The following is a 15,136-nucleotide window of genomic DNA, read 5'->3' as shown; positions in this document are numbered from 1 at the left end:
ACGCTGTCGACGAAGCTGATGCTGGCTTTCGACGACACCCACATCGAAAACATCTTCACGCTGCCGCGGCTGAAGAGTTTTCTGCAAAAGTCACCGTACGGCATCCGGTTCGACATCGCGCCGCAGGAGTTGGAGATACACATGGAGCGCGTGCGCAAAGCGGGCGAGATCATTGAAAACTACTGCGGACTGCGGCTGGAACTCTACAAGGAGTTGAGCGAACGGTAGACCCCCGACGAATGCGAAGCGGGCTTGGGATCGATTCCGGTCCGAAGCCCGCTTACCTATTAACTGCCGGGCAACCTGTTTGCCGGAAACAGTGTCGAGCACCCTGCCTAAAAGCGAAAAACAAGGGATTCGAAGTGCGAAGCACTCGCGGGGCGACCGCTGAAATCAATATCTTCCCGCCCCGCAACCCCTGTTTGCGAGAATGGCTCACGACCGACGAAAGGAACGGCAAAGCGTAGCTTTTTTGTGCACAGGCTGCGCCGGAAAACTCGTTTGCCGGAAGCAGCGGGCACAAAAAACGACAAAACGAAACCGTTTTGTCGCCGCTCCTTTGAACGCTTGCGGAAAGTGAGGGATTCGAACCCCCGGAACCTTGCGGTTCAACGGTTTTCAAGACCGCCGCGATCGACCACTCCGCCAACTTTCCGGGAACAAAAGTAGCACGGATTTTCCATTCCGCCAAATCTTCGTTCCGATTTATCCCGGCAGGCGGAATCGCCGTCCGAAACAGTCCGCGAATTTTTGACTTTCCCGAAAAAAGGCTAACTTTGTCCGTAAGTTAGGTATCAAGGGGACCTCTTCACACCCCACGTAAGGCGATGAACAAAGCACAGTTGGTCGAGGCGATCGCCCTCGACGCGAACATGACGAAGGTCGAGGCCCGCAAGGCGGTCGACGCGATGATCCGTACGACCGTGCAGGCGCTCCGCCAGGGCGACCGGCTGACGCTCACGGGGCTGGGCACGTTCTGCGTCCAGCAGAAAGCCGCGCGCACGGGCCGCAACCCGCGCACGGGCGCCGCCGTGAAGATTCCTCCCCGCAAAACAGTCAAATTCCGCCCGGCGGTCGAGATCGAATGACCGCGGGCCATAACGCACCGCCATGCCCGAAATCTCCCTGCGCGCCGAGCAGATGCCGGCGTCTCCGATACGCAAACTCGTACCCCTGGCCGAAGCGGCCCGTGCGCGCGGCACGAAGATCTACCACCTGAACATCGGCCAGCCCGACCTGCCCTCGCCGCAGGTGGGGCTCGACGCGCTGAAAAAGATCGACCGCAAGGTGCTCGAATACAGCCCCAGCGACGGTTACCGCTCGCTGCGCGAGAAGCTGGTGGAGTACTACGCCCAGTACCAGATCAAACTCACCCCCGAGGAGATCATCATCACCACGGGCGGCTCGGAGGCCGTGTTGTTCGCCTTCATGTCGTGCCTCAATCCGGGCGACGAGATCATCGTGCCCGAGCCGGCCTACGCCAATTACATGGCTTTCGCCATCTCGGCCGGGGCGGTCATCCGACCCGTGGTCTCCTCCATCGAGCAGGGGTTCGCGCTGCCCGACGTGGCGGAGTTCGAAAAGCTGATCAACGAGCGCACGCGCGGCATCCTGATCTGCAACCCCAACAACCCGACCGGCTACCTCTACACGCGGCGCGAGATGGACCGCATCCGCGACCTGGTCCGCAAGTACGACCTTTTCCTCTTCTCCGACGAGGTCTACCGCGAATTCATCTACACCGGGTCGCCCTACATTTCGGCCTGCCACCTCGAGGGCATCGAACAGAACGTCGTGCTGATCGACTCGGTGTCGAAACGCTACTCCGAGTGCGGCATCCGCATCGGGGCTTTGATTACCAAGAACCGCCGCCTGCGCGACGCGGTGATGAAGTTCTGCCAGGCGCGGCTGTCGCCCCCGCTGCTCGGTCAGATCGTCGCCGAGGCGTCGATCGACGCACCGCGGTCGTACGGGGCGGAGGTCTACGAGGAGTATATCGAGCGGCGCAAATGCCTGATCGACGGGTTGAACCGCATTCCGGGCGTCTATTCGCCCATCCCGATGGGGGCATTCTACACCGTGGCGCGGCTGCCGGTCGACGACAGCGACGCATTCTGCGCATGGTGTCTCGAGGAGTTCAGCTACGAGGGCGAGACGGTGATGCTCGCTCCGGCGTCGGGCTTCTACTCCGATCCCGCGCGCGGCCGCAACGAAGTGCGCATCGCCTACGTCTTGAAAAAGGAGGATCTGGAGCGGGCGCTGGTCATTCTCTCCAAGGCGCTCGAAGCCTACAACGCCCGCAAATAGCGGTTGCTCCGAAGAGGCAGACCGTCGCTTTGTCGGTAAGACCGGAAGCGACGCGGACATCCTTTCCGCAGGCTTTCGCGGGACCGGATAATCCGGCCAAACTTATGCCATTCAGTACACTTTTCGGGAATTTTCGGCCAAAAAGTTTGGGCAGAGGGGATAGTTTTTCTAACTTTGCCCCGATTTTGCACACCCAACGGTGCGCGCAGTATTAACCAAACCAATCACTTATGAAAAAAATTCTCCTGTTGCTGGCTGCCGCAGCCGTCGCCACGGGCGCATTTGCCGAAGGCTACCAGGTAAACAATATGTCGGCCAAGCAGACCGGTATGGGACACGTCGGAACGGCCATGAAGCTCAACTCGGAGTCGATCTTCTTCAACCCCGCGGCCACGGCCTATCAGTCCTCGAAATTCGACATCTCGGCCGGGTTCACGGGCATCCTTTCGAACGTCCACTACCGCTCGCTGCCGACGATGGCCAACGGCTACGTCAGCGGTCCCGAGGAGAAGTCGGACAACAAGCTCTCGACCCCGATTCACGTCTATTTCAACTACAAACCCACCGAACGGCTGGCCGTCGGTCTGGGCTTCTACACCCCCTACGGCTCCGCGATGAACTGGGGCGACAACTGGTCGGGGTCGCACCTGGTGCAGCAGATCAACCTGAAAGCCTACACTTTCCAGCCTACCCTCTCATTCAAGATTTTCGACAACCTGTCGATCGGTGCGGGCCTGATGATCTCGTGGGGTAACTTCGACCTGTCGCGCTCGCTGCTTTCGGCCACGACGCGCCGCAATCTGATCGCCGACACGCTCGACCCCTCCATCGTCCAACTGACGGGAGCCATCAACAGCGGCATGCTCACGGGCGAGGCACTGGCGCAGGCGACCGCCAAACTCAAAACCCTCGAAGGCGCCAAAGGCTATCTCGAGGGCACGATGGACCGATCGTTGGTGTCGGCCAAGCTCGAAGGCGACGCCGATGTGGCCATCGGCGTGAACGCAGGGTTCCTGTGGGACATCACCGACAAATGGTCGTTCGCCATGACCTACCGTTCGCGGCTGAACATGAAGGTCGGCCGGGGCCACGCCACCATGAACATCGACCCCACGACCGCCGGCCTGATCGCCCAACTCGCCCAGCTCAAACCCGGTCTGGTCGACATCCCGGCACTCGATCAGGGTACGTTCAACGCTGAGCTGCCGCTTCCGACCGTCGTAACCTGGGGCGTGTCGTTCCGCCCGGTTCCCAAGTGGGAGCTTGCCGTCGACCTGCAATGGAGCGGCTGGTCGGCTTACAAGGCACTGAACGTCTCCTTCAACGAGGAGGACCTTCATATCAAGGATATCTATTCGGTAAAGAACTACTCCAACACGCTGGCGTTCCGCTTCGGCGCCCAGTACCGCGCCACCGACTTCCTGACGGCCCGCATGGGTATGTACGTCGACGAAAGCCCCGTGAGCAGCGACTACCTCAACCCCGAAACCCCGTCGATGACCAAGGTGGCCTACACGGCCGGTCTGAGCCTGCGCCCGACCAAGTGCCTGTCGATCGACCTGGCATACAGCTATATCTCGGCCGCCGATCCCGAGCGCACGGGTTCCTATCCGCTCTACAAATACACCACGGGCGAGTTGGAAGAGGTCTTCTCGGGCAACTACAAGCTGCACGCGAACGTATTTTCGATCGGTGTGGGTCTGAGCTTCTAAAATCGGAAAATTATTATTACTTTTGCGGTGCGCTTCCCCCGGGGGAAACGCACCGCAATCGTTTCGGCCTCATAGTTCAAGGGATAGAACGAGGGTTTCCTAAACCCTAAATTCGCGTTCGAGTCGCGGTGAGGCTACCAATCGGCCCGAGGTTCCGGCCGAAAAACTCCCCTCTTTCGGAACCGGGCGGACGCGCAGAAAGCCGTCTGTCGAAACGGCTCTAATTAACCGGATAGTCTTTCGGATAGATTACTCCCGTATGCGTACAGGTCATCCCGAATGCCGAGGCGACAGCGTTGAATGTCGAAAGGCGGTTCGGAGCGCCCGGTACTTTCTCGAAAAAGATGCCGCCGGCATCTCTGTTTACAGACATCGTGGTACGCGCTTTTACAACCCTCTCGCTAGGCGGCATGTCTAAATCTATCATGTAGGGACAATAACGTGTAAGAGGAATTTCAAAGCCGGGGGTTGTGCAGTAACCGTTTAACTGGGGGCAGCAACAACGTTCAATGTAGCTGGCGATTTCATTAGAGAAATAGCAGCTATACCCCCGATCGTACACACACAGCATCTTATCCGTTTTTCGGCGAAGCGCTACTACCAGATTGCTGTACGAGGTCGAATTGGCAGCGGGCCAGTTATTGATCCCGTAGGCGGCCCATTCGTCGTTGAGAAAGTAACCGTCCACCCGTGAGTCATAGGCCGTCAGGGCATCCGTGAACGTTTCGATTTGCGCAGCGGTCAGGTTGGAAAATCCCGCACCGGACTGATCCCCCTCGACCCAAAGCAGGACCTTGATGCCCTTCGCCTGCAACGGCTCGATGTATTGCTGCGGGTTGTCCAACACCTGTTTCAACTCTTTCGTAAACGAAAGGTACACCCGGTTCAAACGGTCGCCTCCGATGGTTGCGCCCCATAGCGCGATGTGGGTGAAGAACCGCGTACTGTCCGACAGCAGGTATTCGCCCGCATTGCGCGGATCGACGTTATTCGCCTCGACCGTCGCCATGCGGTAAAAATCGCCGAGAGAGGTGGCGCGCGTTTGCGGGACCGCCGCTCTTACGCCGCTCTGCGAAAACTCAGCCTTTTCGCAACCGGTCAGGCCGACAAGTGCGGCCAGCAGCAACCATAGGTAGATCTTTTTCATGGTAAAGTAATTTTAGGATCGGGTAAAGTTCGAGAAGTAAAACCCGCGCACCGCTTATGCGGTGCGCGGGGACACTCAAAGCGACGCTTTATACCTCACTTTTCAAAGGATTGGAAAGATTAATTTCCATAATCTTTCGAGTAGGTCTTGCCCGTGTGGGTGCAAGTCAGCCCGAATGCCTGCGCGGAACCGTTCAGTGCTGAAATCACGGAAGAGGGCGACATGGGCAGGTTGAAGAACGTAACACCGCCTGCATTCGCATTCTTCGCCAAATTCGTGCGAGCTTTCGCAACCGTTGCCGAAGGCGGGTAAGTCAGATCGCAGAAATAGGGGCAATACTTCGACACCGAAATCGGGAAACTCGGATTGGCGCTGTAGCCGTTCAGGCCGCTGTAGCTTGCAAAATCCACTACATTGGCAGCTGCCGAGCTGATATAGCTCGCATAGGAGTAATCGAATACCGAAATCTGTTTGCCGGCAGCAGCTTTTGCCCGCAAAGCGATGATCAGGTTGCTGAACGAGGTGGAGTTGACCCCAGGATACCCACGGGTTCCGTACTCGGCCCACTCGTCGTCAAAATCCCAACCGTCGAGCACGTTCTCGTAGGATACGAGATCGGCGACGTAGGTATTGATCTGAGCCGTGGTGAGGTTGGAGAAGCCGGCTCCCGTGTGGTCGCCCAGGTTGCCCATGATAACCCGGATGCCCTTGTCGCGCAGAGGCTGAATGTACTTGGCAGGATTACCGAGGATGGCGGCGTTGTTGGGGTTGTTGTAGTTGTGTACATTCCCGTTGGCGTCGCCGCGGATGTTGGACGCAAAGAGGATGACGTCCGTAAAGAAGGGGGTTCCGTCGGGGAGCAGGTACTCGCCGGCGTTCAGCGGATTCACGTCATTTACCTCGACGTAAACCACGCGGCGGAAGTTCGACCAGTCCGAAGCACGCGTTTCAGGCATAGTGCCCTGATCGGTCGGTTCGGTGATCATCGTTTCATCGGTGCGATCGCACGCGGTGAAAACAAATGCAGATGCAGCAATCAGCATGCAGGCTGCTTTGAAAAAATTCTTTTTCATTTTTTGTTTTGTTGGTTTAGGTTAATAAAAAAGTGAACTATAAAGGTGCTTGAGTGTTTTATTACTACCAATCCTTATCGAACGAATGATAAAATTGCATGTATTCACGGGTTATCTGTGTGTCGTAAAGCATACCGTCGTATTCCAGGTTTTCATCGGTCAACGCCTCGCATAGAATCTGGTTGAATGTGCCGCCCGGTCCTAATTCCGTGCCCTGCATGGTCGACGGAATGTCGTAGAAAGCAAAGATATTCGCTGCTTCCTGATGGTTCCTGTAAAGGTCGATGATGGCCGGCTTCAAAAACTCCTTGTTTTTATACATCTGCGTGTCGTTGTATATTTTCAGCAGCACGCTTCCCCACTTCGACGTTTCCAGGCCCGCAACAGGTTTCAGTTCGGCTCCCTCCTCGTACGGATTGACGACCTTGTCGAAAACTCCCGACCAGGCCATGTCGATATACTGTCCGACCTCGATTCCGTCCTGTGCCGCCGCCAGGAAATCGGTACTTTCCGCATCGCAGGCCACGGTCACGAGACGCTCGCTCCCCAAAGCCTCTTTGGTGGCTTTGATCAGCTTGACATAGGAGGCGGGGATTGCCTCGGGCATACCGTCCTTGCCGTACAAGGCGTCGATGTCGAAGAAGTTGACCCCGTCGAGTTGGTAGTTATCGCAAACATACTTGATCTGGTAAACGAAGTCGGTAATTTGCTCGTCGGAGAGGTTGCAGAATCCCAGACCCGTATTGCCGCCCTGGATGCACATCAGGACCTTGCGACTGCTTTTGCGAAGGGGCAGGAGGTAAGTGTCCCGGTTGTCGAGCACATACTGCAAATCCGCTCCCAGTTCGAGGATGGCACGGCCGTTGGTCTCGTGCTGCTTGATCGCCGCCTTTCGCAGGATTTCGACATCGATCCACGTCTTCGTCGCTTCAACATCGTTGAGCATGTCGTAGCACCATACCGAGAACTGCATTCCCACCAGCGGGTTCATCTCTTCGGTGTTGACATAGCAGATGATTTTGAACCCGAGATCGTCCAGCTCGCTCTCTTCGATATGCTCGGCGACGACCAACCGGTAGTAGAGAATCTGTTTTTCGGCAGCGGCGTCCACCCCCGCCCCGGCGACGCTTGCGCGCAGCGGCAACAGATACATGCCTTTCTCCACGCCGTCGCGGCTGAACGAAAGCGAGAGCTTGTCCGAAACCTTCGCGCCCTGGGCGATGGTGAAGGTCTTGCCGTCGGGGAAGGCAACCTTCTCCACCGGGAACAGCTTCAGTTTCGCCTCTTCCGTCTTACCCTTGTTGTATTCATCCACGAGGGACTCGTCCACATCGACCGCGACGGTGATCGGCTGAGCCGCGGGCTGCGACACCCGATAGAGGATCGCATCCACGGTAGGCTGGCCCTCGTCGATCTTCAGAAGAGAGGTTTGCTCGGGGGTTTTCTCCCGGCGCAGGACACCGCCGACGGCGGTAATGTCCTCCTTGTCCGGCATCTTCCCGGCCTTGCGGGTGAAGTCATCGGCTTCGCAGGCCGCCAATGCGGCGATCGTGAGGCAGAAGACCGCAAGCCGCATCAGCGCACAACTGTTTCTTTTATTTTTCATAATCCAGTTCGTTTACGTTATTCTTGCTTGTTGAGCTGCGGAATTTCGATCGAAGTGTCCCACTTGAGATCGGTGTGCGAGACGGCATCGTTGCCATACATGGACAGGTCCTTGATGACGTTGCCTTTGCCCTCGTTGAATTTCCAGTAGCCGCGCAGTTCGGGTTTCTCCGACGGATTTTCCACGTCGTACATGTCGCGCCAGATCTCCTCCCGCGTTCGGGCCACCGACCATACGCGCACCTCGGCGACATTGCCGCAGAGCTGACGGAAATTGTCGTAGCTGTATCCGATAAAGAACTGCCGGGCATCCGACTCCTCGGGGTTCTCGGCCAGCGCGCGAAGCCCGAGGTTGATCGCTTTCACGGTCGGGGCTACCGTCGTGCGGCTCTGAAGCTGCCCGTTGACGTAGATGTACGCTTCGCCCGTGGCGAGATCGTAGGTGAAAGCGATGTGATACCACTCTTCCAGCGAGAGGAGCTTCCCGCTGTTCTTCTCCGGGAACTTACCCAGGCTCACGCCCGAGCCGTCGACCTGAATTTGCTCGGCATTAAAATTCGTGTCGCCGATACGCAGCAGCAGATGCTGCTCGACGCCCATGATCGTAGAGAGTTTCTCTTCGATGTAGGTCGACGTGGGTCCGGCATAGTGGAAGTCGTGGACACGAACGATCGCCTCGTAGGTTACCGCCGTCAGTCCGTTCACGCAATCGGCGCTTCCGGGCTTGTCGTAGCCGGGAATTTCGATCCAGTTGTCGGTGAGGATCGCCGCGGTGGTGATTGCCGAAGAGCGGCGCACGAGGTAGTAAACCGTCTTGGAACCGTTCAGGAGCGACACCCCGTCCGCCGATACGATCGTCACGGGAAAGAGGTACGTCTGGTCGATTTCGAGCTGATCCAGCCCTTTGAAATGAATCGTCAGCGGCAGCGACACCGACTTCCCGGCCTCGATGAGGGCCGTACGCACGGGGAAATCGTAGTATTTCTCCTCGAGCATCGTATACCTGGTCTCGTGGCGGGCGTTGTACCCCTCGACGAGCGAAGCGTCGGGGGCGAACTCCACCTCTGTATCGACCGTTGCCGGACAAATCAGCACGGCCGACAATTCCCGGTCGAGTTCGCTGACGGTCTTCTTGAACGTTACATTGCTGTCGCTGGTCGTTTCGGCAACGTCGATGTAGGCCGCGTTATCGAAAGGATAGCTGTCTGCGTGGTCCGATTCGCAGCCGGAAAGCAAAAAGGCAAAGGCGGCTGCGGCGATAAATATCTTTCTCTGTTTCATGGGATATATTATTTAGCGGCGGGGTTCAACAGTCCGATTGCCTGCTTGGTTTGCCGGTAGTTGATATACGCATCGAAATAATCCTCACCGACGTGGTAGACGCCCAGTCCTGCCAGCGGTCCCATCGTGATGACGCTTTTGGCCGTCTCCAAGACCGAGGGCTGGAACTGAAGCGCATCGTCGGTAAGTCGTCCGGTAGGATCGGCCGAGACGATGAGTTTGGCCATCGGCACGCCGGCGAAGTTGACCGCATAGTCGATCTGACTCCGAAGGTTGAACGTGTTACCGATTTCGAGCGTGTTCAGGATGCAATAAGCGAACTTGTCGTGGTCCGCCTTGGGAATGAAGAGCGGATTCCCCTCCCAGACGAGCAGCAGCGACCGACCGGCGAATTTTCCGACCACGGCCGCGGCGGCGTCCTTCGCATCGGCGGTCATGGGACCGTCGTACGTTACGGTAATTCCGTCGAAACCGTAAGCGGCCACCTTCTCCGCCACCTGATCGAGGTATTTGCCGAACGCAGCGGCGTCCATCGTTGCGGAGCGGGCATTGTAGTCGATCGCATAGAGGATTTTGGTCCCTTTGCGCTGCGCCTGCGGAATGTCCTCGATGTCGTATGCAGAGAGGTTGTCGGCATTGGCCAGGGTCACGATGTCGAGCGAGTCGGGCAGCGAACGCAGGAAGACCTTTTCCGATCCCGGCACTTGCGGAGCGTTGTCGAGCGAGGCCAAAACGACGTAGTGCTCGCTCGATTTGTAATCCCTGAGCGCCTTGCAGTAGGCCTCGTACTGTTCCGGATCCTGCTCATCGGGGGTGAGAATAGCTTGGTCGATCGCCTCAATATCCGTGTCGCAGGCGGTGAAGCAGCATGCGACGGGGAGAAAGAGGGCGAGAATCAGGTATTTTAAACTGTATTTCATATCGTGCCTTAATTTAAGGGTTTGCAATCCCACCAGACGCGGGTTCCGCCTTCGTCGGGACCGCCGAGCATGGAGACGGCGGCCTGGACGTTGGTCCGGTTCTCGGAGTACTCTTCCGACGGATAGGGCAAGCGGCGCATGCCGTATTTCGAGTTGACCGTGCCGCCCGATTTATTGTCCACCACGGGCATCAGCTTCGGATAACCCGTGCGTCGGTATTCTGCCCACGCCTCGTTGCCGAGCGGGTAGATGGCGATCCACTTCTGGGTGATGATGCGTTCGAGGTTCGTTTCGAAATCCGCCTCTTCGTCCCACTTGATCGTGATGCGGCTCTGCGGCAATGCGGTGTTGTTTTCGGTCACGCCCAGCGGATCGGTGTACGCTTCCGGAATGTTGGCTTCGTCGGCTATGTACTCCGTCGGATCGCCTGCGCCCCACTGCTCGAACGAGAGGGTGATCCCCTGCTCGTAGTAGGTCTGTGCCGAAGCGGCGCTGCCGAAGCGGAATTCGTATTCGGCCCGCAGGAAAGCGGTCTCCGCCGCCGTGAACCAAAGGATCGGATCGGTCTGCTCGATCGCCATACGCGAGCAGGCTGCAACGGCCTTGTCCTTGTTCGAGGGCGTCGTGCCGATTCGCAGACCGTAGTAGCCTTTGACGGCCGCTTCGCCCTCTCCGACCGTACCCTGCGTGAACATCTTGGGCATCCGCGGGTCCTTGTATCCCCTCATGTAGCAAAGAATATCGGCCCCCACGGCGTGGTCCTTCCAGCTGTTCCACGGCAGCGTCATGTGGTTGAGTTCGGTCTGGAGCCTGGCATTGTCGTCGTTGGTTTCGATCAGCCCGCCGTTGATGGCCTCCAGCGCCAGGGTCTTGGCGGTCCCCTCATCGATGTACGCCAGGCGCATGGCCATACGCAACTTGAGCGAGTTGGTGTACTTGATCCATTTCTTCAGATCGCCGCCATATACCAGGTCGTATTCGCCGAACGCCTCCGTACTCAGCTCGCGGTTACGCTCCAACGATTCGAGCGCGAGGTCGAGTTCCTTGAACATCTGCTCGTAGACGGCCTGCTGCGAGTCGTAGGGAACCGTCAGCCGCTCCTTCTTGTCCTCGACGATTTTCGAGTAGGGAATCGGTCCGTACGCATCCGTCAGGCGGTGCATGATGGCGACGCGCAGGATGTCGGCCAACGCCAGGGCGACTTCATTGTCCGACTTGTTGATGATCCCGCGGTAGGACGGGTACGTTTGCGTGATGACGTCCACGAAAGGCGCTTTGAGCCAGTCGGCGGTAGGATTGAAGGTCGAGAATTTGGTCTCCCAACTGTCGACGGTCGCTTCGGCGTATCCGCCGTAGCTCTGGCCCGCAAGCAGTTCGGCGAATTGGTAAAGGTGTTCCTCGGTGGGGATAACCATGCTTTCCAACTTGGTTATCTTAGCTCCTACCAGATAGTTGTCCCCCTCCAACTCTTTGTCGGTCGCCTCGCTTTGATTGCGGTTGTAGTCCTCGAAGTTATCCAGACAACTTTGTAAGCAGCCTACGACCGCGACAAGAACAGCAACACGAAAAATCATAAGAATCTTGTTCATAGTCGTCAGAATTTAAGGTTTATATTGAAGCCCATATTGCGCGTGGAAGGCATCATGAAGTAGTCGATGCCCTGATAGAAGTTATTGGTCGACGCAACGGCTTCGGGATCGAACGGGGCCTTGCAGTACATCATCCACAGGTTGCGGCCCACGAATGAAACGGTCAGCGAGCAGACATTTCGGAACCATTTGCGCGGGAACGTATAGGCCAGCGAAAGTTCCGACAGACGGACGTTGGTAGCCGAGTAGGTATAGTACTGCGGAATGCCGCTCTGCGCGCCGATGGTCGTGTACCACGTCTCGGGATTGACCATCGAGCGGCCGTTGACCAGCACGCCTCCGGCATCCCGCGCCGCGGCCGATGCCTCCGAAACGCCGAAAAGGTCCATGTTGGCCTGCGTGGCCGAGTAGACGATACCGCCGATGCGGGCCGAGATCAGGAAACTCAGGTTGAGGTTCTTCCAGGAGACGTTGTTTCGCCATCCGAGGTTATAATCAGGGAATACCGAACCGAGCTTCATGTCGGGCAGGTTGTCTTCGATCACCACATTTCCGGCCTCGTCGATTTCGATGTTGCCCTTGTCGTCGCGCCGCAGGTCCGTTGTCGAGTAGAGGTCGCCCATCGAGCCGCCCTCCTTAAGGATGAACTTGGCACGTCCCATTTTGTTGATTTCAAGCCGATCGAGGCTGATCGTCTCGTCCGCAAGCGGGTTATACCACGCTTTACACAACTCGATGATTTTGTTCTTGTTCCACGAGAAGGTGAACTGCGAATTTAAAGCCCAATCTTTCCAGCTATGGTCATAGGCCAGGCTCGCCTCGACACCCGTGTTGCGCACATGACCGGTCTGGATGTAGATATCCTCATAGCCCGACGAGGCGGATAACTTGGGATTGAAAGTCTGGTTGTAGGTGTCGCCGCGATACCACGACGCCGTCAGGGTAAATCCATGCAGGAATTTGGCATCGAAACCGAATTCCCACGTCTTCGTCCGCTCGGGATAGAGCTGCCCGACGGGATAGTTGGAGAGTTCCGACCAGCCCGGAAGTGAAGTGTCGTAAGGGTGCGTAGCGATGGTCAGCTCCCGCGGGAAGGGGTTGGCTACCGACGACCACGATGCCCTCAGTTTCAGATAGGGGAACAGATCGGGGAAATCGAACGTGCTGCTCGGGAGCCACGACACGCCTACCGAGGGATAGAAGAACGACTTCTGCGGTGAGCGCGCCACCTGCGATGCCCAGTCGTTACGGCCGGTAGTCGTAACGAACAGCTGCGATTTCCACCCCAGTTCCAGCGAGTAGAAAATAGACTGCGTCTGCTCGTGCCAGACCGTCTTAGGGGTCTGCTTCTGGCTGCGGTCGAGATTCACGACGTTGAAGATATTGGGTGCACCTGCGATCGGTCCCAATACGGACAGCTCATCGAACCGGTTATCCTTCAAAGAAGCTCCGATATGGGCATCGATCGAGAACGCCTCCTTGAAGGTCTTGCTGATGTTGAGCATCGCATCGGCATAGGTCTGCCGCTCTTCGCCGCGCGTCTCGGTGTACTTGCCCTTGCGGCTGTCTTCGAGCAGCGTGGGATTCGAGGTGGCGTAGAGTTTTTCGGTGAACAGGCTGTTGGTATTATCCACGCGGATGCGCCCAGCGACGTTCAGCCAGTCGGTGATCTTGTAGGTCGCGCCGCCGGTGAACATATAACGCTTGCGCTTGTTCTCGCGCGGATTCCGGTAGGCGATCCAGTAGGGGTTCTGCATACGCAGGTCGCCGCCCTCGCCCTGCGGCCAATACTGCTCGTAGATGTTGCGTGCGGGATTCCAACGTTCGAACGCTTTGACCAGCGAGAAATCGTCCCCGCGCGGGAACAGGTAGGCGGAGACCAGCGGATTGGAATAGACGCCCTGGTTGGTCATGTTGCGGTCCTGCTGGATGATGTAGCTGCCGCTCACGTCCAGCTGGAGTCGGTCGTGGAACAGGCTGGAGGTGTTGCGGAACGTGAAGTTGTAGCGGTTGTACTTGTTGTTGGGGATCAACCCTTTCGAATTCACGGCTGCGGCGGAGAAATACATCTGGTTTTTGTCCGAACCTCCCGAAAGCGTCACCGAATTGGTGTAGACGTGACCGGTCTGCATGAAATCTTCGGGGGAATAGTTATAGCGGGAAGCATCGTTCAACCGAGGTCCCCAACTGTGGATGGTCGATCCGGACGCCTTGCCCTTGCGCCCCGTACCGTAGCGGTTCTGGAAGTCGGGCAGGTGGAAAGGAAGCATGAATTCCGTGTTGCTCGACACTTGAACCTGCGTGGCTCCGGACTTGCCTCTCTTGGTCGTGACCAGCATCGCGCCGTTCGCTGCATCCGAACCGTAAAGGGCCGCTGCCGCGGCGCCGGTCATCACCGAGATCGATTCGATATCGTCCGGGTTCAGGTCGGCGATGGACTCCGTCGAACCGCGCGAGCCGAATTCCATGCTGCCATCGCTGGTAAAATTATGGATGGGAATACCGTCGATCACATAGAGTACGTTCGAAGTCTGCATGATCGACTTCATACCGCGCATGATGACCTTGGCCGAACCGCCGACACCCGAGGAGCTGGTGTTGATGACCGCACCGGCCACCTTGCCCGCAAGGCTGTTGACGAAGTTGGCCGATTTCACGGTCGTGACCGCCTCGGAATTGACCTGTGCCACCGTATAGGCCAGAGCTTTTTCCGAACGCTTGATACCCAGGGCCGTAACCACGACGGATTCCATCTCGACGCTGGATTCGCGCATGCTCACCTCGATGTCGGTACGCTGCCCCACCTTAACGGTGACCGGATCGTAGCCGATGAAGTTGACCAGCAGCTCCGGATCGTCCACCGAGGCCGGAATGTTCAGCGCGAACGTGCCATCGATTCCCGTGCTGGTCCCGAGTGTCGTGCCCTCGATCACCACAGAAGCACCTACAACGGGCGATCCCTGTGCATCGCGCACGACGCCGCGGACCTCCATGGGTTTCTCGGGAGCCGCCTTATGCCCGGCTAAGGATAAGAAGATGTTTTGCTGACTGATTTTGTAGTCGATGCCCGTGCCTGCGAGCATTTTCTCCAAGGCGGAGTTTACGGTTGCGTCGGTAACGTCGATGCTGACGGTTCGTTGGATGTCGACGCCTTTGTTTGCTACAAAAAAGAGATTGGTTTGCCGTTCGATGTCATTCATGACTTGTTCCATCGGGACATTGCGCTTGTGCAACGTGACCTTGGCGCTCTGCGCGAAGGCTTCCCAGGGAGTAACGCAGGAACAGGCTATGAATAAAAAAGCAAACAGGCATTTAATTTGCTGAATAAACTTTTTATTCATAAATTTGTTGATTAGTGGTTTATGGATCGGTCTGAATTCGTTAACCGCTCGGCCTGCAGGTGCTGCAACACTTGCAGGCCTTTGTATGCGGTAATGAACATGATCCTGGCTAACTGCTGTCCATCCGGTGTTTTTTCATGTCGGTTTGTGTTTTAGCGTGA

At 57.3% G+C, this 15,136-nt stretch carries 10 protein-coding genes, 2 tRNA genes and 1 pseudogene; 5 read left to right on the top strand and 8 right to left on the bottom strand.

Annotated features, from left to right (window positions below; genetic code table 11):
• A pseudogene (locus ACMO9O_RS09640) lies at positions 1-228 on the top strand (nucleotidyltransferase domain-containing protein); the annotation flags it as partial.
• A gap of 342 nt (positions 229-570) precedes the next feature.
• Here the strand turns inward: ACMO9O_RS09640 and ACMO9O_RS09635 are convergent.
• A tRNA-Ser gene (locus ACMO9O_RS09635) sits at positions 571-655 on the bottom strand.
• Positions 656-827: 172 nt separating this feature from the next.
• Between ACMO9O_RS09635 and ACMO9O_RS09630 the strand changes: the two genes are divergently transcribed.
• The 4 genes from ACMO9O_RS09630 (at position 828) to ACMO9O_RS09615 (ending at position 4,159) form a co-directional block, all read left to right on the top strand.
• Complete coding sequence (locus ACMO9O_RS09630; RefSeq protein ID WP_418983651.1) at positions 828-1,088, top strand: HU family DNA-binding protein; 261 nt, start codon at positions 828-830, stop codon at positions 1,086-1,088.
• Between the two features lie 22 nt (positions 1,089-1,110).
• The gene (locus tag ACMO9O_RS09625) at positions 1,111-2,307 is read left to right on the top strand and encodes a pyridoxal phosphate-dependent aminotransferase (protein ID WP_418983650.1); all 1,197 of its coding nucleotides are present in this window, start codon (positions 1,111-1,113) and stop codon (positions 2,305-2,307) included.
• Between the two features lie 230 nt (positions 2,308-2,537).
• A complete protein-coding gene (locus ACMO9O_RS09620) occupies positions 2,538-4,019 on the top strand; it encodes an OmpP1/FadL family transporter (protein ID WP_418983649.1) in 1,482 nt (493 codons plus the stop codon).
• Positions 4,020-4,084: 65 nt separating this feature from the next.
• Positions 4,085-4,159, top strand: a tRNA-Arg gene (locus ACMO9O_RS09615).
• A gap of 80 nt (positions 4,160-4,239) precedes the next feature.
• On the opposite strand, the gene ACMO9O_RS09610 is transcribed toward ACMO9O_RS09615, so the two are convergent.
• The 7 genes from ACMO9O_RS09610 to ACMO9O_RS09580 form a co-directional block, all read right to left on the bottom strand.
• Positions 4,240-5,166 (bottom strand): glycosyl hydrolase family 18, encoded by a 927-nt coding sequence (locus ACMO9O_RS09610; protein ID WP_418983648.1) that lies wholly within the window; start codon positions 5,164-5,166, stop codon positions 4,240-4,242.
• Between the two features lie 119 nt (positions 5,167-5,285).
• Positions 5,286-6,239: a glycosyl hydrolase family 18 gene (locus ACMO9O_RS09605; RefSeq protein WP_418983647.1), complete on the bottom strand. Its 954-nt coding sequence runs from the start codon at positions 6,237-6,239 to the stop codon at positions 5,286-5,288.
• A gap of 64 nt (positions 6,240-6,303) precedes the next feature.
• Positions 6,304-7,845 (bottom strand): BT_3987 domain-containing protein, encoded by a 1,542-nt coding sequence (locus tag ACMO9O_RS09600; protein WP_418983646.1) that lies wholly within the window; start codon positions 7,843-7,845, stop codon positions 6,304-6,306.
• Between the two features lie 17 nt (positions 7,846-7,862).
• Positions 7,863-9,125, bottom strand: coding sequence for a DUF1735 and LamG domain-containing protein (locus ACMO9O_RS09595; RefSeq protein WP_418983645.1), 1,263 nt, complete (start codon positions 9,123-9,125; stop codon positions 7,863-7,865).
• A gap of 8 nt (positions 9,126-9,133) precedes the next feature.
• Positions 9,134-10,045, bottom strand: coding sequence for a glycoside hydrolase family 18 (locus tag ACMO9O_RS09590; protein ID WP_418983644.1), 912 nt, complete (start codon positions 10,043-10,045; stop codon positions 9,134-9,136).
• 8 nt (positions 10,046-10,053) lie between these two features.
• Entirely contained in the window at positions 10,054-11,634 is a 1,581-nt protein-coding gene (locus ACMO9O_RS09585; protein WP_418983643.1) for a RagB/SusD family nutrient uptake outer membrane protein, read from the bottom strand.
• A 5-nt stretch (positions 11,635-11,639) separates the two neighbouring features.
• Positions 11,640-14,975: a SusC/RagA family TonB-linked outer membrane protein gene (locus tag ACMO9O_RS09580; protein ID WP_418983642.1), complete on the bottom strand. Its 3,336-nt coding sequence runs from the start codon at positions 14,973-14,975 to the stop codon at positions 11,640-11,642.
• Between the last annotated feature and the right edge of the window lie 161 nt (positions 14,976-15,136).

The sequence above is a fragment of the Alistipes sp. genome, from assembly GCF_048465635.1.
Lineage (GTDB): Bacteria > Bacteroidota > Bacteroidia > Bacteroidales > Rikenellaceae > Alistipes.
This window is presented reverse-complemented; position numbering and strand designations above follow the sequence as displayed.